This is a genomic window from Citrobacter sp. Ct235 (genome assembly GCF_030332305.1).
Classification (GTDB): domain Bacteria; phylum Pseudomonadota; class Gammaproteobacteria; order Enterobacterales; family Enterobacteriaceae; genus Citrobacter_A; species Citrobacter_A telavivensis.
Genome location: NZ_JAOWIC010000047.1, coordinates 138435 through 160924, shown reverse-complemented (window position 1 = coordinate 160924; position 22490 = coordinate 138435). Strand labels below are relative to the sequence as shown.

The 22490-nt window shown below is 54.0% G+C and carries 25 protein-coding genes; 11 read left to right on the top strand and 14 right to left on the bottom strand.

All coding sequences use genetic code 11. The features are described 5' to 3' along the window. The first annotated feature begins 122 nt into the window (after nt 1–122). Nucleotides 123–818: an IclR family transcriptional regulator gene (locus OGY35_RS13840; protein ID WP_286632569.1), complete on the top strand. Its 696-nt coding sequence runs from the start codon at nt 123–125 to the stop codon at nt 816–818. A 36-nt stretch (nt 819–854) separates the two neighbouring features. On the opposite strand, the gene thiI is transcribed toward OGY35_RS13840, so the two are convergent. Further along, nucleotides 855–2303, bottom strand: coding sequence for a tRNA uracil 4-sulfurtransferase ThiI (thiI, locus tag OGY35_RS13835; RefSeq protein WP_286632568.1), 1449 nt, complete (start codon nt 2301–2303; stop codon nt 855–857). A 253-nt stretch (nt 2304–2556) separates the two neighbouring features. Here thiI and xseB point away from each other — a divergent pair, with 253 nt between their 5' ends. The 4 genes from xseB to OGY35_RS13815 all read left to right on the top strand — a co-directional run bounded on the left by xseB (nt 2557) and on the right by OGY35_RS13815 (nt 6661). Next, entirely contained in the window at nt 2557–2799 is a 243-nt protein-coding gene (gene xseB / locus OGY35_RS13830; RefSeq protein WP_042324547.1) for an exodeoxyribonuclease VII small subunit, read from the top strand. After that, the gene (ispA, locus tag OGY35_RS13825; protein WP_286632567.1) at nt 2800–3699 is read left to right on the top strand and encodes a (2E,6E)-farnesyl diphosphate synthase; all 900 of its coding nucleotides are present in this window, start codon (nt 2800–2802) and stop codon (nt 3697–3699) included. 68 nt (nt 3700–3767) lie between these two features. Next, complete coding sequence (gene dxs, locus OGY35_RS13820) at nt 3768–5630, top strand: 1-deoxy-D-xylulose-5-phosphate synthase (protein WP_286632566.1); 1863 nt, start codon at nt 3768–3770, stop codon at nt 5628–5630. Nucleotides 5631–5686: 56 nt separating this feature from the next. After that, nucleotides 5687–6661, top strand: coding sequence for an aldo/keto reductase (locus OGY35_RS13815; RefSeq protein ID WP_042324551.1), 975 nt, complete (start codon nt 5687–5689; stop codon nt 6659–6661). Between the two features lie 189 nt (nt 6662–6850). On the opposite strand, the gene pgpA is transcribed toward OGY35_RS13815, so the two are convergent. The 6 genes from pgpA to nrdR all read right to left on the bottom strand — a co-directional run bounded on the left by pgpA (nt 6851) and on the right by nrdR (nt 10953). Then, nucleotides 6851–7366, bottom strand: a complete 516-nt coding sequence (gene pgpA, locus OGY35_RS13810) for a phosphatidylglycerophosphatase A (RefSeq protein ID WP_285922217.1) — start codon at nt 7364–7366, stop codon at nt 6851–6853. Further along, a complete protein-coding gene (thiL, locus tag OGY35_RS13805; RefSeq protein WP_286632564.1) occupies nt 7344–8321 on the bottom strand; it encodes a thiamine-phosphate kinase in 978 nt (325 codons plus the stop codon). Before thiL ends, pgpA begins: the two co-directional genes overlap by 23 nt. A 77-nt stretch (nt 8322–8398) precedes the next feature. Continuing rightward, entirely contained in the window at nt 8399–8818 is a 420-nt protein-coding gene (gene nusB / locus OGY35_RS13800; protein WP_042285962.1) for a transcription antitermination factor NusB, read from the bottom strand. A 19-nt stretch (nt 8819–8837) separates the two neighbouring features. Then, a complete protein-coding gene (gene ribH / locus OGY35_RS13795; RefSeq protein ID WP_112024547.1) occupies nt 8838–9308 on the bottom strand; it encodes a 6,7-dimethyl-8-ribityllumazine synthase in 471 nt (156 codons plus the stop codon). Between the two features lie 88 nt (nt 9309–9396). Beyond that, complete coding sequence (ribD, locus tag OGY35_RS13790; protein ID WP_286632563.1) at nt 9397–10500, bottom strand: bifunctional diaminohydroxyphosphoribosylaminopyrimidine deaminase/5-amino-6-(5-phosphoribosylamino)uracil reductase RibD; 1104 nt, start codon at nt 10498–10500, stop codon at nt 9397–9399. A gap of 3 nt (nt 10501–10503) precedes the next feature. Further along, entirely contained in the window at nt 10504–10953 is a 450-nt protein-coding gene (gene nrdR / locus OGY35_RS13785) for a transcriptional regulator NrdR (protein ID WP_042324561.1), read from the bottom strand. A 152-nt stretch (nt 10954–11105) separates the two neighbouring features. Between nrdR and OGY35_RS13780 the strand changes: the two genes are divergently transcribed. Further along, nucleotides 11106–11645, top strand: coding sequence for a SadB/YajI family lipoprotein (locus tag OGY35_RS13780; RefSeq protein WP_286632562.1), 540 nt, complete (start codon nt 11106–11108; stop codon nt 11643–11645). Between the two features lie 298 nt (nt 11646–11943). Next, nucleotides 11944–12828 (top strand): nucleoside-specific channel-forming protein Tsx, encoded by an 885-nt coding sequence (locus OGY35_RS13775; RefSeq protein WP_152405663.1) that lies wholly within the window; start codon nt 11944–11946, stop codon nt 12826–12828. Between the two features lie 44 nt (nt 12829–12872). Here the strand turns inward: OGY35_RS13775 and OGY35_RS13770 are convergent, their stop codons facing one another. The 7 genes from OGY35_RS13770 to queA form a co-directional block, all read right to left on the bottom strand. Next, complete coding sequence (locus tag OGY35_RS13770) at nt 12873–13565, bottom strand: helix-turn-helix transcriptional regulator (protein WP_286632561.1); 693 nt, start codon at nt 13563–13565, stop codon at nt 12873–12875. Nucleotides 13566–13580: 15 nt separating this feature from the next. Further along, nucleotides 13581–13946, bottom strand: a complete 366-nt coding sequence (locus OGY35_RS13765; protein ID WP_152405665.1) for a VOC family protein — start codon at nt 13944–13946, stop codon at nt 13581–13583. A 152-nt stretch (nt 13947–14098) separates the two neighbouring features. Then, on the bottom strand, nt 14099–15070 hold the full coding sequence (secF, locus tag OGY35_RS13760; RefSeq protein ID WP_046476190.1) for a protein translocase subunit SecF: 972 nt from the start codon (nt 15068–15070) through the stop codon (nt 14099–14101). 10 nt (nt 15071–15080) lie between these two features. Then, nucleotides 15081–16928: a protein translocase subunit SecD gene (secD, locus tag OGY35_RS13755; protein ID WP_286632560.1), complete on the bottom strand. Its 1848-nt coding sequence runs from the start codon at nt 16926–16928 to the stop codon at nt 15081–15083. 27 nt (nt 16929–16955) lie between these two features. After that, nucleotides 16956–17288: a preprotein translocase subunit YajC gene (yajC, locus tag OGY35_RS13750; RefSeq protein ID WP_042324569.1), complete on the bottom strand. Its 333-nt coding sequence runs from the start codon at nt 17286–17288 to the stop codon at nt 16956–16958. Nucleotides 17289–17310: 22 nt separating this feature from the next. Then, nucleotides 17311–18438, bottom strand: a complete 1128-nt coding sequence (gene tgt / locus OGY35_RS13745) for a tRNA guanosine(34) transglycosylase Tgt (RefSeq protein WP_286632559.1) — start codon at nt 18436–18438, stop codon at nt 17311–17313. Between the two features lie 54 nt (nt 18439–18492). Beyond that, nucleotides 18493–19563 (bottom strand): tRNA preQ1(34) S-adenosylmethionine ribosyltransferase-isomerase QueA, encoded by a 1071-nt coding sequence (gene queA, locus OGY35_RS13740; protein WP_286632558.1) that lies wholly within the window; start codon nt 19561–19563, stop codon nt 18493–18495. 276 nt (nt 19564–19839) lie between these two features. Here queA and acpH point away from each other — a divergent pair, with 276 nt between their 5' ends. From acpH to OGY35_RS13720, 4 genes are all read left to right on the top strand, one after another. Next, on the top strand, nt 19840–20421 hold the full coding sequence (acpH, locus tag OGY35_RS13735; RefSeq protein ID WP_286632557.1) for an ACP phosphodiesterase: 582 nt from the start codon (nt 19840–19842) through the stop codon (nt 20419–20421). A 251-nt stretch (nt 20422–20672) separates the two neighbouring features. Continuing rightward, nucleotides 20673–21275, top strand: coding sequence for a peroxiredoxin (locus tag OGY35_RS13730; protein ID WP_152405669.1), 603 nt, complete (start codon nt 20673–20675; stop codon nt 21273–21275). A gap of 461 nt (nt 21276–21736) precedes the next feature. Next, on the top strand, nt 21737–22180 hold the full coding sequence (locus tag OGY35_RS13725) for a PTS sugar transporter subunit IIA (protein WP_152406385.1): 444 nt from the start codon (nt 21737–21739) through the stop codon (nt 22178–22180). Between the two features lie 5 nt (nt 22181–22185). Beyond that, nucleotides 22186–22473: a PTS sugar transporter subunit IIB gene (locus OGY35_RS13720; RefSeq protein WP_004099415.1), complete on the top strand. Its 288-nt coding sequence runs from the start codon at nt 22186–22188 to the stop codon at nt 22471–22473. The last annotated feature ends 17 nt before the right edge of the window (nt 22474–22490 follow it).

Below are 22490 nucleotides of genomic sequence, written 5' to 3'. Positions count from 1 at the left end.
TAATTAACTTGAGAGAGGTCAAGATCGCCCCATTTAGGCGTAACGGTCTTTTTAAATTGCGAAGACAGTCAGGATTTCTGCCGCAATGGTATAATCGTGGAGAATTATTCAAGAGAACGCATATGGCTGAAACATCACAAGGGGTCAATTCGGTTGATATCGCCGTCAACATTCTGACGTTTGTTGCCAGTCAAAACGGTCAGGCGCGGGCCATCGATATCGCCGCGGGATGCAACCTGTCCAAGAGTCGTTTACACAAGTATCTGGTCTCACTGTGTCGAACCGGCATGCTGGGGCAAAACGAAAAAGGACTCTACTGTCTTGGATCGACCCTTTTGCAGATAGCGGGCAATCCAACGACAGCGCGCGATCCGGTCAGTGAGCTCAATGCGGTGCTGATCGCCTTTCGCGATACCTTTAACCATTCCACCGGCGTCGTGGTTGCGACGGACGGCGGATTAGTACTGAAGCACTACAACCGCAGCTTCCGTAATGTGGATATCGATTTTCTGCCCAATACCCCCGTTCCGCTTCACGCCAGTTCGGCAGGCCAGGTGTTCATGAGTTTTTCCGGCTACCAGCCGCAGAATCAGGCGCAGGAACAACTGATTGCACAGATACAGTCTCAGGGCTATGCGGTGCGCCACAATCCAACGCAGGGGATCCCAGGCGCACAGTCGATTGCCTGTCCGCTACGCAATGAAAAAGGAGATCTGGTGGCGATTGCCGTGACGATGGGGTTCTTCAGTACAGACGTCATCCCGCAGATTGCCGGGCAGTTAGTGAGAAGCGTCGCGGCGCTTCATCCACAGGAGTAAGTTTCCCCCGGCGCGGATGGCCGGGGGAAATCGCGGTTACGGGCGATACACCTTCACATTCTCAAAGCCCTGCTCGCGCAGATACAGCGCCTGAAGTCGGCTCATCACGCCGCGCTCGCACCACAACAGCCAGGTTTTATTCTGGTCGAGATCGCCGAATTGCGTGCTCAACTTATAGAACGGCAGTGAAACCACATCCACACCTTCCACCTTCAGCGGCTTGTCATCCTGCTCGTCGATAGCGCGGATATCCAGAATCACGTCGTTCGGGCCAAAACCGCTAACGGTTTCCACTTCCACCACGTCCTGCTGAGTCTGCTGTGCGATTTCGCGAATATCCACGTTGCTGGCTTCTTCAACCACCTTATCGAGGATGCTGAAGTCAAAATTCTCTTCTTCCGCTTCAATCTTCGCCTTGATAGCTTTCACCGTCGGGCTTTTTGAAATCACGCCGCAGTATTCCGGCATGGTGCGGGCAAAGTCTTCCGTCCCAATCTGGCGCGCCAGGTTGATGATGTGCTCTTTATCGTAAGCAATCAGCGGACGCAGAATCAGCGTATCGGAGACGTTATCGATCAGACGCAGGTTGGTCAGCGTCTGGCTGGAGACCTGACCCAGCGCTTCGCCGGTGACCAGCGCCTGCACGCCGTAGCGTTCCGCCACTTTCGACGCCGCGCGAACCATCATACGTTTGAGCACCACCCCCATCTGGCCGTCATCAACTTTCTCGAGGATCTCACCGACCACCGGCTCAAAGTTGATGGCGACAAAGCGCACGCGATGCGAGCTGCCGAAGCGGTTCCACAGATAGTGCGCTACCTGACGAACGCCGATTTCATGTGCCGCGCCGCCGAGGTTAAAGAAGCAGTAGTGAACGCGGCAGCCGCGACGCATCAGCATGTAGCTGGAAACGCCGGAGTCGAAGCCGCCGGAGATCAGCGATAGCACGTCTTCCTGAGTACCGATCGGGAAACCGCCAATCCCTTCGTAACGCCCTTTAATCAGCAGCAGACGGTCATCTTCCACTTCCAGATGGACAGTGACATCCGGGTTAGTCAGCTTCACGCGCGCCGATTCAATATGCTGGTTTAAACCGCCGCCTACGTAACGTTCTACATCGATAGAGCTAAACGCGTGTTTACCACGACGTTTAACACGCACGCAGAAAGTTTTACCTTCCAGCCGATCGCGGTATTGCACCAACGCCTTCTCGAAAATATCGTGCATGTCGGTAAACGGCACGTCTTCGACTTCGAGAATGTGGTGAATCCCAGGAATACGGGTCAGCGCGTCACGGATCGCCAGACGCTGGTTTTCATCTTTCGCGCGAACTTCGATGTTGTCCCAGTGACGGACAACGGCGAGAGTCTCATCATAGTGCTTTAAAACGTTACGAATGTTCCCGGTCAGCATTTTTATAAAGCGCAAACGCACAGATTGGCTTTTGATGGTGATTTCCGGGAACAATTTAATGATAAACTTCATGGCGGCAATGGTTCTTTAGCAAGCCAGTTACGGCTTGTATTGGAGAAAGAGTACAGCAACCCCGTTAAGCGGTTGCATCCAGGCGCGGGAGTATACCACTATCAGGCGATTCCTGTGCACATTGCGCGTTATACCCTTAATAATTCGCGTGCAGCCAACGTACAGGCCGCCTGAAGTATGATGGCGAATTTGATAATTGCTCTGAGTCCGTTACCATATCAGGGCTGAAAATACTGAGAGTCAGACATTTATTATGGCGAAGAAAAATGAGGCGCCGGTCAGCTTTGAAACGTCGCTGAACGAGCTGGAGCAAATTGTAACGCGTCTGGAAAGTGGCGATCTGCCGCTGGAAGAGGCGCTGAACGAATTCGAACGTGGCGTGCAGCTGGCACGTCAGGGTCAGGTGAAACTGCAACAGGCTGAACAGCGTGTGCAAATCCTGCTGTCTGACAATGAAGACGCATCCCCTACGCCTTTTACAGCGGATAACGAGTAAATGGATTTTTCGCAGCAGCTTCAGGCCTGTGTTGAGCAGGCCAACCAGGCGCTGAGCCGTTTTATTGCCCCACTGCCCTTTCAGAACACTCCCGTGGTCGAAACCATGCAGTATGGCGCATTATTAGGCGGTAAACGTCTGCGCCCGTTTCTGGTGTATGCAACCGGTCAGATGTTTGGTATCAGCCTGAACACGCTGGATGCCCCGGCAGCCGCCGTTGAGTGCATTCATGCGTACTCGCTGATCCATGACGATCTGCCCGCGATGGACGATGACGATCTGCGTCGTGGCCTGCCGACCTGCCACATCAAGTTTGGTGAGGCCAATGCGATTCTGGCAGGTGATGCTCTGCAAACGCTGGCATTCTCGATTATCAGCGACGCACCGATGCCAGAAGTCGCTGACCGCGATCGGATCGCGATGATTTCCGAACTGGCGAGCGCCAGCGGAATCGCCGGAATGTGCGGCGGTCAGGCGCTGGATCTCGCCGCCGAAGGTAAACAGGTGCCGCTGGAGGCGCTGGAGAAAATCCATCGTCATAAGACCGGCGCACTGATTCGCGCCGCGGTTCGCCTGGGCGCGTTAACTGCCGGAGAAAACGGCAGAAATGCCTTACCGATACTCGACAGATACGCAGAAAGTATCGGTCTGGCATTCCAGGTTCAGGATGACATTCTGGATGTGGTGGGCGATACTGCAACGTTGGGTAAACGTCAGGGTGCCGACCAGCAGCTTGGCAAAAGTACCTATCCTGCACTTCTGGGTCTTGAGCAAGCCCGAAATAAAGCCCGGGATTTAATCGCAGAGGCTCGCCAGTCGTTAAACCAACTGGCCGCACAGTCACTCGATACCTCGGCACTGGAAGCGCTAGCGGACTACATAATCCAGCGTAATAAATAATTGACTACCCTGAGCAATAAATTGCAGCGGATACACTGTAATTTGGGTAAACAAACGATGAGTCTCTGATGAGTTTTGATATAGCCAAATACCCTACCCTGGCACTGGTCGACTCCACCCTGGAGTTACGACTGCTGCCAAAAGAGAGTCTGCCGAAACTCTGCGACGAGCTGCGCCGCTATTTACTCGACAGCGTCAGCCGTTCCAGCGGACACTTCGCCTCCGGGCTGGGCACGGTCGAACTGACCGTGGCGCTGCACTATGTCTATAACACCCCGTTTGACCAACTGATCTGGGACGTGGGTCATCAGGCTTATCCGCACAAGATTTTGACCGGTCGTCGCGATAAAATCGGCACCATTCGCCAGAAAGGCGGCCTGCACCCGTTCCCGTGGCGCGGTGAAAGCGAATACGATGTCCTGAGTGTGGGTCACTCCTCAACGTCTATCAGCGCCGGAATCGGAGTGGCGGTTGCCGCCCAGAAAGAGGGTAAAGATCGCCGTACCGTCTGCGTCATTGGCGACGGGGCGATCACCGCCGGGATGGCATTTGAAGCGATGAACCACGCGGGCGATATCAAACCCGACATGCTGGTCATCCTCAACGACAACGAAATGTCGATTTCCGAAAACGTCGGCGCGCTGAACAATCACCTCGCGCAGTTGCTCTCCGGTAAGCTCTACTCTTCCCTGCGCGAAGGCGGCAAGAAGGTGTTCTCTGGCGTACCGCCGATTAAAGAACTGCTCAAGCGCACCGAAGAACATATCAAAGGCATGGTGGTGCCCGGCACGCTGTTTGAAGAGCTGGGCTTTAACTACATCGGCCCGGTCGACGGTCACGATGTGCTGGGGCTTATCACCACGCTGAAGAACATGCGCGACCTGAAAGGCCCGCAGTTCCTGCATATCATGACCAAGAAAGGCCGGGGCTATGAGCCGGCGGAAAAAGATCCGATCACCTTCCATGCGGTGCCAAAATTCGATCCGTCCAGCGGTTGTCTGCCGAAAAGCAGCGGCGGCCTGCCGAGCTATTCGAAAATCTTCGGCGACTGGCTGTGCGAAACGGCGGCGAAAGACAGCAAACTGATGGCAATCACCCCGGCCATGCGCGAAGGGTCTGGTATGGTCGAGTTCTCGCGTAAATTCCCGGACCGCTACTTTGACGTGGCGATTGCCGAGCAGCACGCGGTGACCTTTGCCGCCGGACTGGCGATTGGCGGTTACAAACCGGTGGTGGCTATCTACTCCACCTTCCTGCAACGCGCCTACGATCAGGTGCTGCATGACGTCGCAATTCAAAAGCTGCCGGTCATGTTTGCTATCGACCGTGCGGGGATCGTCGGAGCCGACGGACAAACCCACCAGGGGGCGTTCGATCTCTCCTATCTGCGCTGCATTCCGGAGATGGTCATCATGACGCCGAGCGATGAAAACGAATGCCGCCAGATGCTGTTTACCGGCTATCACTACAGCGATGGCCCAACGGCGGTGCGCTATCCGCGCGGAAATGCCGTCGGCGTTGAGCTGACGCCGCTGGAAAAACTGCCGATCGGGAAAGGCGTAGTGAAGCGTCACGGCGAAAAGGTGGCGATCCTCAACTTCGGTACCTTAATGCCGGAAGCGGCGAAAGTCGCGGAATCCCTCAACGCTACGCTTGTCGATATGCGCTTTGTGAAACCGCTGGATGAGGCGCAGATCCTTGAAATGGCGGCGCGTCATGAGGTGCTGGTGACGCTGGAAGAAAACGCCATTATGGGCGGTGCCGGTAGTGGCGTGAACGAAGTACTGATGGCGCACCGCAAACCGGTTCCGGTGCTTAACATCGGCCTGCCGGACTTCTTCATACCGCAGGGAACTCAGGACGAAGCCCGCGCCGAATTGGGTCTGGATGCCGCAGGCATTGAGGCCAAAATCAAGGCCTGGTTGGCATAATCCCCTCTTCGCTCCTGCTATGCTTAACCGATAACGAGCATAACAGGAGCGAAATAATGCAATACAACATCTTAGGAAAAACGGACCTTCGGGTTTCCCGCCTTTGTCTGGGCTGCATGACGTTCGGCGAACCGAATCGCGGCAACCACGCCTGGACGCTTCCCGAAGAGAGCAGTCGCCCTATCATCCAACGCGCCCTTGAAGGCGGCATTAACTTTTTCGATACCTCGAACAACTACTCAGCCGGCAGCAGCGAAGAGATCGTCGGTCGCGCACTGCGCGATTTCGCCCGCCGTGATGAAGTCGTCGTCGCCACCAAAGTGTTTAACCGGGTGGATGACCTGCCAGAAGGATTATCCCGCGCGCAAATTCTGCGTTCTATTGATGACAGTCTGAGACGACTGGGGATGGACTACGTCGATATCCTGCAAATTCACCGCTGGGATTACAACACGCCGATTGAAGAAACACTTGAAGCGTTAAACGATGTGGTCAAAGCCGGTAAGGCGCGCTATATCGGCGCGTCGTCAATGCATGCGTCGCAGTTTGCCCAGGCGCTGGCACTGCAAAAACAGCACGGCTGGGCGCAGTTTATTAGCATGCAGGACCACTATAACCTGATCTATCGTGAGGAAGAGCGCGAAATGCTGCCGCTGTGCTATCAGGAAGGCGTGGCGGTGATCCCGTGGAGCCCATTGGCCAGAGGACGTCTGACACGTCCGTGGGGAGAAACCACGGCACGTCTGGTCTCTGATGAAGTGGGGAAAAAGCTGTACAGCGAAAGCGACGAAAACGATGCGCAGATTGCCGCACGACTGGCAGGCGTGAGCGAAGAGCTTGGCGCGACGCGTGCTCAGGTGGCGCTGGCGTGGCTGTTAAGCAAACCGGGCATTGCCGCGCCGATTATCGGCTCATCGCGGGAAGAACAGTTGGATGAGTTGCTGAATGCCGTGGATCTCACGCTGAAACCCGAGCACATCGCCGAACTGGAAACGCCGTATAAGCCGCACCCCGTGGCCGGATATAAATAAGGAAATGAGCCCGATGGCGCTACGCTTATCGGGCCTACGAACACTGCAAACGCTGTATAAGCCGCATCCCGTGGCCGGATATAAATAAGAAAACGTGCCGGATGACGGCGTAACCGCCTTATCCGGCCTACAAAATACGGACATCATACCGGGTAGGCCGGATAAGCGCAGCGCCATCCGGCATCGTCATCAAATAACCCCAATCGGCCAGTGATGTCCGATGAAATAGAGGATCCCGGCGGAAATCACCCCGGCGACAATATCGTCCACCATGATCCCCATCCCGCCATGCACATTGCGATCGAACCAGCGGATCGGCCACGGCTTCCACATATCGAGAATACGGAAAATCACAAACCCGGCGGCGACCCACTGCCAGTCGTGGGTCGGCAACGCCATGAGCGTGATCCACATTCCGATGAACTCATCCCAGACGATGCTACCGTGATCGTGCACGCCCATGTCTTTCGCCGTTTGATGGCAAAGATAGACGCCGATACAGATCCCCAGCATCACCACCAGCGAATAGAGCTGCCATGGCAGAAAGGTCATCAGATACCAGAAGGGGATCGCCGCCAGCGATCCCATCGTACCGGGAACAATCGGGCTGAGGCCGCTGCCAAATCCGGTAGCCAGTAAATGCCACGGGTTGAGCAAATTCAGACGGCTTTTGGCGACATCTTTATGGCGTGGCAAAATGGTCATATCCTTTCCAGTCAACAGTGACAGGCTTTCCGTTGCGCATGAAATGAATCCCTTCAACATCCGCGCTCATCTGCCCGATACAGGTAAAGGGGACGCCAAGCTGGCCCATTGCCACCTCCAGCGCGCCGCGATTCAGTTCCGGTACCGTGAAGCATAATTCGTAGTCTTCGCCGCCAGACAGTGCCCAGCGCAGCGCCTGTTCGGATTCGACGTGACGAGTCATCGCGCCTGACCTGGGTAACGCATCGAGATCGACGCGCGCGCCGCAGGCGCTGGCGTTAACAATGTGCCCAAGATCGGAAATCAGCCCGTCAGAGAGATCGATCGCCGCACTGGCCAGATCGCGCAGCGCCTGGCCCTGTAAAATACGCGGCGTTGGACGCAGATGGCGTTTGAGCAGATATTCGCGGTCGGCCGCATCGGCGACCTGCAAGCGGTTCAGCAAAATTGCCAGACCCGCGGCGCTATCGCCCGGCGTACCGGTCACGTAGATCCAGTCGCCCGGCTTCGCCCCGGCGCGTTTCAGGGCGCGCCCGGCAGGAACAAAACCGTGGATACCCAACGTCATCGACAGTGGACCCCGCGTGGTGTCGCCGCCAATCAGTTGCATACCGTAGTAATTCAGGAGATCAAACAGACTGTCGCTGAAGGTTTCCAGCCAGCGTTCGTCCACCTCAGGCAAGGTGATCGCCAGCGTCAGCCACGCCGGATCGGCACCCATTGCGGCCAGATCGCTTAAGTTCACCGCCAGCGCTTTGTAGGCCAGATCGGCAGGATCAATATCAGCCAGGAAATGGTTACCCGCCACCAGCGTATCGGTGCTGATCGCCAGCGTCTGTTTATCGGGGATGTTCAGAAGTGCACAGTCGTCGCCAATACCGGTTTCGACGTCAAGACGAGAGCTTCTGACACGGTCAAAATAACGGGCAATCAGGGAAAACTCGCCGCATGCCATACGTTATGCCTCAGCAGAAAAAATGAAAAAGCCGCCAGAGGAGAGGAATCGCTTCCACTTCGCTGACGGCCTGGTGATTACTTTTTGTTGGGGCGAATCGCAGGCGCTGCTTTATCCAGAACGCCATTGACGAACTTGTGGCTGTCTTCCGCGCCGAACGTTTTCGCCAGTTCGATCGCTTCGTTAATGGCCACTTTGTATGGCACATCGCTACGTTTAGACAGCTCGAACAGCGCAATACGCAGTACGGCTTTTTCCACCTGACCCAACTCTTCCAGCAGACGAGACAGATAGGGTTTCATTAAACCATCCAGGTACGCGCTGTTAGTCGCCACCCCGGACAGCAGTTCACGGAAGTACATGACGTCAACATCTTTCACGTCCTGTTCTGCCAGGAACTGGTATTCAACATCAGCGATGTCGTTCTGGGACAACTGCCAGGAGTAGAGCGCCTGAACGGCACACTCACGGGCGCGGCGACGAGCAGCAGGTTTCACGGATTTCCCCTTACAAAAATCAGGCCTTAATGGCTTTCAATACATTAATCATTTCAAGTGCGGTCAGTGCAGCTTCCGCGCCTTTGTTGCCAGCTTTGGTACCAGCACGTTCGATAGCTTGTTCAATGCTTTCGGTGGTCAGGACGCCAAAGGCGACCGGAATTTCGCTGTCCTGAGCGACATGCGCCAGGCCATAGCTTGCACCGCCAGCGACATATTCGAAGTGAGCTGTGCCGCCACGGATTACCGTGCCCAGCGCAATCACCGCGTCATATTTACCGGTTTTCGCCAATGCGCCCGCTGCCAGCGGCAGTTCATAGGCACCAGGGACCCAAACGACGGTAATGTTTTCATCTTTGACCTGACCAATGCGTTTCAGGGCGTCAATCGCACCTTCCAGCAGGCTGTCATTGATAAAGTTGTTGAAACGCGCAATGGTGATGGCGACGCGAGCGTCCGGAGTAGCAACGTTAGCTTCAATAATGTTCATATTCTTCCTTCGGGTTCGATATGGCCCCGTAAGGGGGGCGGATTTTATCATAATATTCTGTGCGCTGCTTCCTCTAATTAGGAAAGCCTCACGCAGGGGTTAAATGCAGGCAAACGTCCGGGCCCACCTGGCGTATCTCATTGAATTTGAAATGGGGGGCGTCAGCCAGTTTCTCAAGCCCTGGCAACACACATAATCCCCTGGCATCACTGCCTAACAGTGTAGGCGCAAGATAAACGATAAGCTCGTCAACCACGCCGGCCTGCAAGAGCGCGCCGGCAAGCGTAGGCCCGGCCTCCACCCACAGACTGTTAATCTGCTGTTTGCCCAGCAGCATCATCAGCACCACCAGATCCAGATGACCGTTATGCTCCGGCACCATAATCGTGCGAACCGAATCGGGCCAGGCGCGCCCGTCTTCTTTCGTGCGCGCAATCCAGGTTTCTCCTGGCTGCTGAACCAAACGGTGTTCCGGCGTCACGCGGTTCTGACTGTCGATAACCATTCGCACCGGCTGGCGCAGGGCATCCTGTGGGTAAACCGCCTGCGTCGCCTCGCCCAGTTCCGACCAGCGCACGGTGAGCTGCGGGTCGTCTGCCAGCACCGTCGCGCTGCTGGTCAAAATAGCGTGGCTTTGCGCACGCAGACGCTGAACATCGCGTCGCGCCTGCGGCGACGTTATCCACTGGCTTTCGCCGCTGGCCATCGCCGTGCGACCGTCCAGCGAAGCGCCGAGCTTCAGTTGCACATACGGAAACCCGGTGCGCATCCGTTTAAGAAAACCTTTATTTAACGCTTCGACTTCGCTCATCATCAGCCCGTGGCTGACCTCGATCCCCGCCTGTTGCAGGCGATACAACCCGCGTCCCGCTACTTGCGGATTGGGGTCCTGCATCGCCGCAACCACACGGGAGACACCAGCGGCGATCAGCGCGTCGCAACACGGCGGCGTGCGGCCATGATGGCTGCACGGTTCAAGCGTGACGTACGCGGTGGCCCCTTTGGCCTTTTCGCCAGCCATACGCAGGGCATGTACTTCCGCATGCGGTTCACCGGCACGGTGATGATAGCCTTCGCCGACAACTTCGCCTTGATTGACGATCACACAGCCGACGTTAGGGTTGGGATGGGTGGTAAACCGCCCGCGCTGCGCCAGCTTCAGCGCTCGCGCCATGTATAACTCATCCTGCATGGCTTAATCCTGTAGGCGAGCGATCTCTTCGCCAAATTCTTTGATATCTTCGAAGCTGCGGTAAACTGAGGCAAAGCGGATGTAGGCGACCTTATCGAGTTTTTTCAATTGTTCCATCACCAGATTGCCAATCATTTTACTGGGGACTTCACGCTCGCCGGTGGCGCGCAGCTGCGACTTAATGTGATTCAACGCCATTTCGACGTCGTCGGAACTCACGGGACGCTTTTCCAGCGCGCGTTGCATTCCGCTGCGCAGCTTTTCTTCATTAAACGGTTCGCGCACGTCGTTGCTTTTTACAACGCGTGGCATCACCAGTTCCGCCACTTCAAACGTGGTGAAACGTTCATTACAAACCAGACACTGCCGACGGCGGCGTACTGAAGAGCCCTCGCCCACAAGACGAGAGTCAATTACCTTAGTGTCTACGGCGAAACAGAATGGGCAATGCATACGGCGTCCTGACCAGGTGGTTAACAGAAATCTATTTTAACCTGAACTGACGTGACAACAAAGGCGCAACGCTTTTGAGACAATGGATCGATGTCTTTGTCCCTTTTACGATCTACCATTAGGTCATCGCCACAATTCAGGAAATAAGAGAGATGACAAGACGTTACCTAAGAATTCTCCTGGTGGGAAGCCTCTTTAGTTTGAGCGCCTGCGCGCAACAAAGCGAAGTGCGCCAGATGCATCAAAGCGTTTCGACGCTCAATAAAGAGATGAACCAGCTTAATCAGGAAACCGTGAAGATTACCCAGCAAAACAGTCTGAACGTCAAATCAAGCAGCGGCGTTTATCTGCTACCGGGTTCCAATACGCCAGCGCGTCTGAACAGCCAGATCGGTACCCTGCGCATGTCGCTTATCAACATTGCGCCAAACGCGGCTGGCACTCGAGTGACGCTGCGTATTCAGGGTGAGTCAAACGATCCGCTGCCAGCGTTTAGCGGCACCGTTGAGTATGGGCAAATTCAGGGAACAACTGACAATTATCAGGAAGTGAATGTCCAGAATCAGTTGATCAATGCCCCGGCCAGCGTGCTGGCGCCAAGCGATGTAGACATCCCGCTACAGTTGAATGGCATAACCCCCGATCGGTTAGGATTCGTTCGTATTCACGACATCCAGCCTGTTACGCAATAAACCTTCCTGCGGAACGTTTTGTGCGTTCCGCAACATCCATCCCCTACCTTTTGTTACTCCTCTGACATCCACGTCGTTTTTTGTCAACGTTGGCAATCGGCATGAAAGTCAGTACAATCGCCGCGCTAAAGTACGCAAACGTGAACGCAATCGATTACGTAAATGATAGAACTGTGAAACAAGACATATTTTTGTGAGCAATGATTTCTATAATAGGCTCGCAGAAACACGAAATATTCAGAAACGCTATTTGCGCCTTTTTCACTCCCGTCAGGGATTTCAAACAGTGGCATACAATATGAAAAAAACATTACTTGCAGCCGGTGCCGTGCTCGCGCTCTCCTCGTCATTCGCCGTCAACGCTGCGGAAAATGATAAACCGCAGTATCTTTCCGACTGGTGGCACCAGAGCGTCAACGTCGTCGGGAGCTACCACACCCGTTTCGGACCGCAGATCCGTAACGATACCTATCTGGAATATGAAGCTTTCGCGAAAAAAGACTGGTTCGACTTCTATGGCTACATGGATGCGCCGGTATTCTTCGGCGGTAACACCGACGCGAAAGGGATCTGGAACCACGGTTCTCCGCTGTTTATGGAAATCGAACCGCGTTTCTCCATCGACAAACTGACCGGTGCTGACCTGAGCTTCGGTCCGTTTAAAGAGTGGTACTTCGCCAACAACTACATCTACGACATGGGTCGTAACAAAGATGGCCGTCAGAGCACCTGGTACATGGGTCTGGGTACGGATATCGATACCGGCCTGCCGATGAGCCTGTCTCTGAACGTGTACGCCAAGTACCAGTGGCAGAACTACGGCGCAGCAAACGAAAACGAATGGGACGGCTACCGTTTCAAAGTGAAATACTTCGTGCCGATTACCGAACTGTGGGGCGGTAACCTGAGCTACATCGGCTTCACCAACTTTGACTGGGGTTCCGATCTGGGCGACAACGACTTCTCCGATCTGAACGGCAATAAAGCGCGTACCAACGACTCCATCGCCTCCAGCCATATTCTGGCGCTGAACTACGACCACTGGCACTACTCGGTTGTGGCGCGTTACTGGCATAACGGTGGTCAATGGAACGACGACGCTGAGCTGAACTTCGGTAAAGGCAACTTCAACGTTCGCTCTACCGGTTGGGGTGGTTACCTGGTTGTCGGTTACAACTTCTGATAACGTCGCTTCCCCTGCAAAAGCCAGCCTGACCGCTGGCTTTTTTATGCGTGCGTTTCGTCGCGGATTTTACGTAAAAAATCACTGAGCGAACGGTCAGCGCGCTCGCAAAATCGCCTGTCGAGCGGCGTGATGCTTAAACAACGATCGACACGAAAACAGCGATAGTCTTCGCGCCGCTCGCACCAGGCCACCAACAGCCAGAACTTCCCTTCGAAGAAGATCCCTAACGGTTGCACATCCCGCCAGGAAAGTTGCCCCGCTTCGTCGCGGTAATGCAGTGCCAGCACCTGCTGAGCGGTCACCGCCCGGTGGATCACATCGAACGCGCTGCGTGAATGCAGTTGTCTGCCAAAGTCCGGCGCGAAGATGCGCGCCTGCTCGGCTTTGCGCCGGCTTTCTTCCGGCAATATCGCCAGCACCTTTTCCTGCGCTGACTCCAGTTCTCTGGAGAGCAAATCGCCGCCCCAGGTGTGCAGCAGACGAATGGCGGCAATCAGCGCTTCAGACTCCCGGTGCGTCAACATCAGCGGCGGGAGATCAAACCCCGCCATCAGACGATAACCGCTCCCCGCCTCCCCTTCGACAGGCACGCCAGAGAGCGAGAGGTCACGGATATCACGATAGATAGTCCTCTGTGAAACCTCCAGCCGCTCCGCCAGCAGCGCTGCCGTTGTCAGCCGCCTGCCACGCAGGATCTGTACTATCTGGAACAAGCGGTCAGCGCGACGGGTCATAATTGCTCTCTGTGATTAAGCCGGTTGATGTAAACCCACACGGTTACCTTCGCTGTCGGTAAACAGCGCAATGGTGCCGATCCCTTTACCGAGATCGTGCGGGCCAAACACGCATTTTCCACCCGCGCTGGCAACGCGATCCAGCGTGGCATTGAGATCCCCGGTATGCAGATAAATAATCGCCCCCTGCAATGAAGGTGTAATGCCGTCAAACTTCGCCAGCGCACCGCCGGTAGCCGGTTCGTCATACGGGAAAACCGCCAGATCGGCGACGTCCATTTTTTCACGACGCAGCGACAGCCCCATGACCGGCTCGTAAAACGCAATCGCGCGTTCCATATCCGTAACGGGAATTTCAAACCAATTGATAATGCTTTTCATCGTTCCTCCTGCCTGTGTGGGTAAATTCAGGAAGAGGATAAAACAGGGCTCCTGACAGCATAGTGTCAGTAGGGTTTGCGGAACAAGAGAAAGGTAGAAAAGAAAAATCCCGATCGAATGACCGGGATTTTACGCATTGGCTGAACGTCAGTTTACGGCAGAATAGACGGCTGGTCCGCCCCTTCTTTCTCGACTTTCTGCTGCAGCATATGCTCACGCTTCATGCCGAGCTTCAGCGCCAGCGCCGATGCCACGTAAATGGATGACGCCGTACCGATGGACACCCCGATCAGCATGGTCAGCGAGAAGCCTTCCAGCACCGGACCACCGAACAGGAACAGCATCAGGATTACCATTAACGTCGTACCAGAGGTAATCAACGTACGATGCAGCGTCTGGGTCAGTGACACGTTAAAGATTTCATAAGGCGTCCCGCGACGAATTTTGCGGAAGTTTTCACGAATACGGTCAGAAACCACGATGCTGTCGTTAAGCGAGTAACCGATAACGGACATCAGCGATGCCACAATAGTCAGGTCAATCTCGATATGGAATAACGACAGGATCCCCAGTGTGATGATGACGTCGTGCGCCAGCGCGATAACAACGCCTGCCGCCAGTCGCCATTCAAAACGGATCCCGACGTAGACCAGGATTGAGATCAGCGCCGCCAGCAGCGCCATCGCACCGGTTTGCGCCAGATCGGCACCCACGCTCGGTCCGACGAATTCAATGCGCTTCACTGCTGCGTTCTGGTTGGTGGATTCGTTAATCACACTCAACACTTTGCTACCCAGCACCTGACCGCCGTTTGCCCCTTCGGTCGGCGGCATACGCACCATGATGTCGTGGCTGCTGCCGAAGTTCTGTAAAAGCGGATCAACAAAGCCCGCTTTTTCCAGTGCGTCGCGCATCACGTCCATCTCAGCCGGTTTTTCCAGCGTGATTTCAATCACCGTACCACCGGTGAAATCGAGACCCCAGTTAAAGCCGCGCACGCCCATCACGATGATGGCCAACACCAGCAGCAGACCTGAGATGCCGAAAGCCCAGTAGTCCCAGCGCATAAAGTCGATGACTTTACGGCCGTGGTTCAATTGTTCAACAGTATATTCCTGTGCCACTTCGCACTCCTCAGATTGACAGCTTTTTGACGCGCTTGCCGCCATACAACAGGTTTACGATGGCACGAGTACCGACGATCGCGGTAAACATCGACGTCGCCACACCGATACCGGTAGTAATCGCGAACCCTTTAATTGCCCCGGTGCCGACGGCGTACAGGATGATGACCTTAATCAGCGTCGTAATGTTCGCATCAAAGATGGAACTGAACGCGCCCGCATACCCTTCGTTGATCGCCTGCTGCACCGTACGTCCGTTACTCAACTCTTCTTTGATACGTTCGTTGATCAGGACGTTCGCATCGACGGCGACGGCAAGGGTTAAGACGATCCCCGCAATCCCCGGCATACTCAGCGTTGCCCCCGGCAGCAGCGACATAATGCCGACAATCAGCACCAGGTTAGCAACCAGCGCGCTGGTCGCAATCAGACCAAATTTTTTGTAGAACAGAATCATGAACAGAATGGACACGGCCAGACCGGCCAGACACGCTTCCAGACCCTGCTTGATGTTCTGCATCCCCAGAGTTGGACCGATGGTCCGTTCTTCAACAATCTGAATCGGCGCAATCAGCGCACCGGCACGCAGCAGCAGAGAGAGCTGACGCGCTTCGTTCGGGTTGTTGATCCCGGTAATACGGAAGCTGTTACCCAGACGAGACTGGATGTTGGCGATGTTAATCACCTCTTCCTGTTTCACCAGTACCGCACGACCGTTCGCATCTTTTTTACCGCTGTCTTTATACTCCACAAACAGGGTCGCCATCGGTTTACCGATGTTGTCCTTAGTGAAGTTAGACATGATGTTGCCACCTGCGCTATCCAGCGAGATGTTCACCTGCGGTTGGTTGTATTCGTCCTGGCTTGAAGTGGAGTCAGTGATGTGGTCACCGGTCAGGATCACGCGTTTGTACAGCACGACTGGCTGACCTTCGCGCGACTGTTTCACTTCGGAATCGCCCGGTACGCGACCAGAGGCCGCCGCAGACTGATCAACGTTAGTGTTGACCAGACGGAACTCCAGCGTTGCCGTCGCGCCGAGAATCTCTTTCGCACGCGCCGTGTCCTGAATACCCGGCAGTTCGACCACGATACGATCCGCGCCCTGGCGTTGTACCACCGGTTCGGCAACGCCCAACTGGTTCACACGGTTACGCAGGATGTTGATGTTCTGTTGTACCGCGTATTCACGCGCTTCGCTCAGACGGGCATCGGTCATCACCGCACGCAGCGCATTGCTGCCCTGGCTTGTGATAACCAGATCCAGGTGACGCTTGCTGAGGTAAGCAATCGCTTTATCACGCGCACTGGCATCACGGAAGTTAATGCTCAGACCGTAATTGTCTTCTTTACGAACGGTGGTATACGGGATGCCTTCTGTACGCAGATCGCTGCGCAGGCTGTCGATATTTTGTTCCTGGAGTTTACCCAGCGCGGTATCCATATCCACTTCCATCAGGAAGTGAACGCCGCCACGCAGGTCAAGACCGAGTTTCATCGGTTCTGCTTTGATGGCCGCTAACCAGCGCGGGGTTGCCGGAGCAAGGTTAAGCGCCACGACGTATTTATCACCCAGCACGTCCACCAGCGCTTCACGTGCGCGCAGTTGGGTATCGGTGGTGTCGAAGCGCGCAAGAATCGCGCCCTCTTCCAGTGCCACAGACTTAGCGGTAATTTTTTCTTGTTGTAACGTATTCTGGACCTGGATCAGCGTTTGCTCACTGGCGGCGACACCGCGCGCGCCAGTGATTTGAACGGCCGGATCCTCACCATACAGGTTGGGAAGCGCATACAGCAGACCGACGACAATAACGACGATCAGCATGATGTACTTCCACAAAGGATAACGGTTTAACACGGCAGTTCCCTTAGGGAAAAGTTACTATTACAGCGCCTTCATGGTGCCTTTCGGCAGAACGGCAGCTACGAAGTCACGCTTGATAACCACTTCAGTGGTATCGTTCAGTGCGATAGCGATGTAACCAGATTCTGCAACTTTGGTTACTCGACCTACCAGGCCACCGTTAGTCAGGACTTCATCACCTTTCGCGATGGAGGCCATCAGATTTTTATGCTCTTTGGTGCGCTTCTGCTGTGGGCGCAGGATCATGAAATAGAAAATCAGACCAAACACCACCAGCATCAGAATCAGAGACATCGGGCTGCCCTGCGCCGGAGCACCTGTTGCCGCTACCGCATCAGAAATAAAAAAGCTCATTCAAATTCCCTCATTATTAAAATTAATCAACGTTCAAAGGTGGAACCGGTCGACCCTGACGTTGGTAAAACTCGGTCACGAAGCCCTCTAATTTACCCTCTTCAATAGCCTTGCGTAAACCCGCCATCAAACGCTGGTAGTAACGCAGGTTATGAATCGTGTTGAGTCGCGCGCCCAATATTTCGTTGCAACGATCAAGATGATGCAAGTAGGCACGTGAATAATTGCGACAGGTGTAGCAATCACACTCAGCATCGAGTGGGCCGGTATCGCTCTTATACTTCGCATTGCGAATTTTGACCACGCCATCCGTCACGAACAGGTGACCATTACGGGCATTGCGGGTTGGCATCACACAGTCGAACATGTCAATGCCGCGACGCACACCTTCAACCAGATCTTCTGGTTTACCGACGCCCATCAGGTAACGCGGTTTATCTGCCGGAATTTGTGGGCAAACATGCTCCAGAATACGGTGCATGTCCTCTTTGGGCTCGCCCACAGCCAAACCGCCGACAGCGTAGCCATCAAAGCCAATCTCTACCAGACCTTTCACAGAGATATCACGTAAATCTTCGTAAACGCTGCCCTGAATGATGCCGAAAAGCGCATTTTTATTGCCCAGGCCGTCAAAACGGTCGCGACTACGCTTCGCCCAGCGCAGTGACATCTCCATCGATCGTTTAGCATAGTCCCAGTCCGCCGGGTACGGCGTGCATTCGTCAAAAATCATGACAATATCGGAACCGAGATCGTACTGAATCTCCATCGACTTTTCTGGATCGAGGAAAATCGGATCGCCGTTGATCGGGTTGCGGAAGTGCACGCCCTGTTCGGTTATCTTACGAATATCCCCCAGGCTGAAGACCTGGAAACCACCGGAGTCGGTCAGAATCGGGCCTTTCCACTGCATAAAGTCATGCAGATCGCCGTGCAGTTTCATGATCTCCTGACCAGGACGCAGCCAGAGATGGAAGGTATTACCGAGGATAATTTGCGCGCCGGTCGCTTCAACTTCTTCCGGCGTCATGCCTTTAACGGTGCCGTAGGTCCCTACGGGCATAAAAGCAGGCGTTTCCACTACGCCACGATCAAACACCAGGCGGCCACGGCGGGCACGTCCGTCGGTGGTATCCAGTTCGAATTTCATTTGTTCTCCAGTACGTCAGAAAAACAGTCCAACGTGTCAACCAGCGCTGCGGATTTATTCCCCAACGCGTTCATTCAAAGCTTGCGGATTGTACGTGATAAACATCGCGTCTCCGTAGCTAAAAAAGCGATAATTTTGTTCTACCGCCGCCTTGTAGGCATTCATCGTATGCTGATAACCAGCAAACGCCGAGACCAGCATAATCAATGTCGACTCAGGCAAATGGAAGTTGGTCACCAATGCATCAATCACGTTGTATTGATAACCTGGGTAGATGAAGATTTGTGTGTCGCCAAAGAACGGTTCAATGAGCGCGTTCTTTGCTGCCTGCGCTGCGCTCTCCAGAGAACGTACCGAGGTCGTGCCCACCGCAATCACCCGATTTCCGCGCGCTTTCGCCGCCAGCACCGCGTCCACCACCTCTTGCGGCACTTCCGCATACTCAGAGTGCATGATGTGATCTTCAATGGTATCCACACGCACCGGCTGGAACGTCCCCGCGCCGACGTGCAGCGTCACAAACGCCATCTCAACACCTTTCTCGCGCAGTTTGTTCAGCAGCGGTTCGTCAAAGTGCAGGCCTGCGGTCGGCGCGGCTACGGCGCCGGGTTTTTCGCTGTACACCGTCTGGTAAAGCTCACGGTCGGCGTCTTCATCCGGACGGTCGATGTACGGCGGCAGCGGCATATGACCGATAGCATTGAGAATATCCAGAACCGGACGCGCGTCGTTAAATTCGACTTCAAACAGCGCGCCGTGGCGGGCCGTCATCGTCGCATTGATACTTTCATCATCGCCAAGCAGGAGTTCTGCGCCCGGTTTCGGCGCTTTGGAGGCGCGAATATGCGCGAGGATACGTTTATCATCCAGCATGCGCTCAACGAGAACTTCAATCTTGCCGCCGCTGGCTTTACGACCAAACAGACGTGCCGGGATCACACGGGTATTATTAAAGACCAGCAGATCGCCAGGGTTGAGCTTATCGAGCAGATCGGTGAAAGTACCATGCGTCAGCGCGCCCGTCGGCCCGTCCAGCGACAGCAAACGGCAGCTACTGCGTTCCGGCTGTGGGTAGTGGGCAATCAGGGATTCGGGTAATTCAAAGGAAAAATCGGTAACGCGCATGACACTGACTCGGACTAAAATAAGAGGCGGGTAGTCTAGTGCCGGGGCGCTCTCCCTGCAACCTTTACCCCGCAGTAGAGTTATAATACTCTAAATAATTCATGTTGCAGGACAAGGCACTTGTGCCTTGAACAGCGCTTGCGCTGACCCCGCAGGGGCGAGGCCGCAGGCCGAGTAACGCGGCAACTGAGAGAATGCCCGGGAGCTTAGTAAACTAAGTGACCGGGAAGAACGAAGGAAGCCAACACACCTGCAACCTGAAGTATGACGAGTATTATGAATTTTCTAGCTCACCTGCACCTTGCACATCTCGCTGACAGCTCACTTTCCGGCAATCTGCTGGCCGATTTTGTGCGGGGAAATCCGCAATCGAACTTTGCGCCTGATGTGGTGGACGGTATTTTTATGCATCGTCGAATCGATGTGATGACCGACAACCTGCCGGAGGTCCGCGAGGCGCGCGACTGGTTTCGCAGCGAAACGCGTCGCGTCGCACCCATCACGCTCGACGTGATGTGGGATCATTTTCTCTCACGCCACTGGGCGCAACTCTCCCCGGACTTCCCCTTACAGGCCTTTGTGCGTTACGCCCATGCCGAGGTCAAGATTATTCTGCCGGAATCACCCCCGCGTTTTGTGAATCTGAATAACTACCTGTGGTCGGAAAAATGGCTGGAGCGTTACCGTGATATGGACTTCATACAGGATGTCCTTAATGGGATGGCCAGTCGCCGCCCCCGCCTTGATGCCCTTCGCGACTCCTGGTACGACCTGGATACCCACTACGATGCCCTGGAAGCGCGCTTCTGGCAGTTTTATCCGCGCATGATGGAGCAGGCGAAAAACAAGCAGCTTTAATTTACACGTCATCCTTCAAACTGCCTCTGCGTCGGCTGCGTCGGCTCCCCCCCGTCACTTACTTGAGTAAGCACCTGGGGGTTCTCAGACTTGCCGCCTTGATGCAACTTGAATGATTTTGTGTATAGAAGCCAGATTGATAGGCAAAAGCTCACTGAACGATTGTCAGCGCCTCTTTGTCTTATTCGCCATCACCTTCTATACTGGCCCGCGTTGCGTTCCAAAACCCCTTAACTTTGCAGGAGAATAATATGGTACTGGTGACTCGTCAGGCTCCGGATTTCACAGCAGCTGCGGTACTCGGTAGCGGTGAGATTGTTGAAAACTTCAATTTCAAACAGCACACCAACGGCAAAACGACCGTTCTGTTCTTCTGGCCGATGGACTTCACTTTCGTTTGCCCGTCTGAACTGATCGCGTTCGACAAACGTTACGAAGAATTCCAGAAGCGCGGCGTTGAAGTGGTTGGCGTTTCTTTTGACTCCGAATTCGTCCACAACGCATGGCGTAACACCCCTGTCGACAAAGGCGGCATCGGTGCAGTGAAATACGCAATGGTTGCTGACGTTAAGCGTGAAATTCAGAAAGCCTACGGCATCGAGCACCCGGAAGCGGGCGTTGCGCTGCGTGGTTCTTTCCTGATCGACGCAAACGGCGTGGTTCGCCACCAGGTCGTTAACGACCTGCCGCTGGGTCGTAACATCGACGAAATGCTGCGTATGGTTGATGCGCTGCAGTTCCACGAAGAGCACGGCGAAGTTTGCCCGGCACAGTGGGAAAAAGGTAAAGAAGGTATGAACGCCTCTCCGGACGGCGTTGCAAAATACCTGACCGAAAACGTCTCCAACCTGTAATCGATATGAATTAAAGAAAAGGCTCGCCACGGCGAGCCTTTTTTGTTTTCTGACCGCCAGGCCTTACCTTCTCGCAACACCTTTTTAACCCATCGTCCTACAAATATTGATATCGTAAATGACTAAAATCGCCATTCGGCCTGATTTTTGCCAACTCGTTCAAACTTTGTGAAAAAAACACCCCATTATTTGTGATTAAGACCACATTACTTCATTTTAAATTCAGACATTTGACGGCTTATCTTTACTTTCCGTTTCTTCCGCGCAAAAAGGAATCAACGCAACTCATTGATATAAAACAATATAAAAAATAATCCGTTTGTCGATAAAATAATTCCAACGTTCCTCTGGTGTGATCGACTTCAACATTTAAAAATCCATATGTGATCTGACCCATAATTTTTGTTGATATATTTGGCCATGATCGAGTTCAGAAATATGAACGCATTAAGGATCGGATGATGGACATTATTTTTAACCCTGGACTGATTACGCTTAAGCAGAATATTTCCAGCCCCGAACAGGCTATCGAATTGGCGGGCTCATTACTGGTCCGGCAAAATATCTGTCGCCCGGAATATGTCGGTGAAATGGTTAAGGTCTACCGGGATTTCGGTTCCGCCATTGTTATCGACTCAGGCCTGGCGATGCCCCATGCCCGGCCAGAAAAAGGCGCATTGCTAACCGGATTTTCTTTAGTCACCAGTCAACAACCGATCGCCTTTGGTCATGAGGAGTTTGATCCGGTTTATGTCATCATCGCCATCGCTGGCGCGGATGCCGATAGTCATATAAGAATGATCCAACTGATAGCCTCGCTGATTGAGTCCGATATCGTGACCTTTCTTCAACAGGAGAATGACATTAATTCAGTATTACATTTCATCCAAAAACAAATGGAGTAGTCATTATGTTAGTTATCAGAACGGTTTGTGGTAACGGTATTGGCAGTTCATTAATGGCTGCGAATAATGTCAAAAAAATATGTGATGAATTAGGCATCAAAGCCGACGTTGCTTCCGTTGATTTCGCAAACGCCGTAGGAGAAAAAGCCGATCTTTATGTCACGATCAAAGAGCTGGCAAACCAGTTTCCTGCGCACTGTAACGTCGCCATTATTCGTAGCTACGTGCACAAAGCGAAAATTGCTGAAGATATTACCGAAGCACTCACCAAAATTGCTGCAACTCACTCTTAATCATTATTGAGGGAACG

Bases quoted from the DNA above. Each gene is read 5' to 3' on its own strand.
- OGY35_RS13840 (WP_286632569.1), top strand. From the start codon at position 123: ATGGCTGAAACATCACAAGGGGTCAATTCGGTTGATATCGCCGTCAAC.
- thiI (WP_286632568.1), bottom strand. From the start codon at position 2,303: ATGAAGTTTATCATTAAATTGTTCCCGGAAATCACCATCAAAAGCCAA.
- xseB (WP_042324547.1), top strand. From the start codon at position 2,557: ATGGCGAAGAAAAATGAGGCGCCGGTCAGCTTTGAAACGTCGCTGAAC.
- ispA (WP_286632567.1), top strand. From the start codon at position 2,800: ATGGATTTTTCGCAGCAGCTTCAGGCCTGTGTTGAGCAGGCCAACCAG.
- dxs (WP_286632566.1), top strand. From the start codon at position 3,768: ATGAGTTTTGATATAGCCAAATACCCTACCCTGGCACTGGTCGACTCC.
- OGY35_RS13815 (WP_042324551.1), top strand. From the start codon at position 5,687: ATGCAATACAACATCTTAGGAAAAACGGACCTTCGGGTTTCCCGCCTT.
- pgpA (WP_285922217.1), bottom strand. From the start codon at position 7,366: ATGACCATTTTGCCACGCCATAAAGATGTCGCCAAAAGCCGTCTGAAT.
- thiL (WP_286632564.1), bottom strand. From the start codon at position 8,321: ATGGCATGCGGCGAGTTTTCCCTGATTGCCCGTTATTTTGACCGTGTC.
- ribH (WP_112024547.1), bottom strand. From the start codon at position 9,308: ATGAACATTATTGAAGCTAACGTTGCTACTCCGGACGCTCGCGTCGCC.
- ribD (WP_286632563.1), bottom strand. From the start codon at position 10,500: ATGCAGGATGAGTTATACATGGCGCGAGCGCTGAAGCTGGCGCAGCGC.
- nrdR (WP_042324561.1), bottom strand. From the start codon at position 10,953: ATGCATTGCCCATTCTGTTTCGCCGTAGACACTAAGGTAATTGACTCT.
- OGY35_RS13780 (WP_286632562.1), top strand. From the start codon at position 11,106: ATGACAAGACGTTACCTAAGAATTCTCCTGGTGGGAAGCCTCTTTAGT.
- OGY35_RS13775 (WP_152405663.1), top strand. From the start codon at position 11,944: ATGAAAAAAACATTACTTGCAGCCGGTGCCGTGCTCGCGCTCTCCTCG.
- OGY35_RS13770 (WP_286632561.1), bottom strand. From the start codon at position 13,565: ATGACCCGTCGCGCTGACCGCTTGTTCCAGATAGTACAGATCCTGCGT.
- OGY35_RS13765 (WP_152405665.1), bottom strand. From the start codon at position 13,946: ATGAAAAGCATTATCAATTGGTTTGAAATTCCCGTTACGGATATGGAA.
- yajC (WP_042324569.1), bottom strand. From the start codon at position 17,288: ATGAGCTTTTTTATTTCTGATGCGGTAGCGGCAACAGGTGCTCCGGCG.
- tgt (WP_286632559.1), bottom strand. From the start codon at position 18,438: ATGAAATTCGAACTGGATACCACCGACGGACGTGCCCGCCGTGGCCGC.
- queA (WP_286632558.1), bottom strand. From the start codon at position 19,563: ATGCGCGTTACCGATTTTTCCTTTGAATTACCCGAATCCCTGATTGCC.
- acpH (WP_286632557.1), top strand. From the start codon at position 19,840: ATGAATTTTCTAGCTCACCTGCACCTTGCACATCTCGCTGACAGCTCA.
- OGY35_RS13730 (WP_152405669.1), top strand. From the start codon at position 20,673: ATGGTACTGGTGACTCGTCAGGCTCCGGATTTCACAGCAGCTGCGGTA.
- OGY35_RS13725 (WP_152406385.1), top strand. From the start codon at position 21,737: ATGGACATTATTTTTAACCCTGGACTGATTACGCTTAAGCAGAATATT.
- OGY35_RS13720 (WP_004099415.1), top strand. From the start codon at position 22,186: ATGTTAGTTATCAGAACGGTTTGTGGTAACGGTATTGGCAGTTCATTA.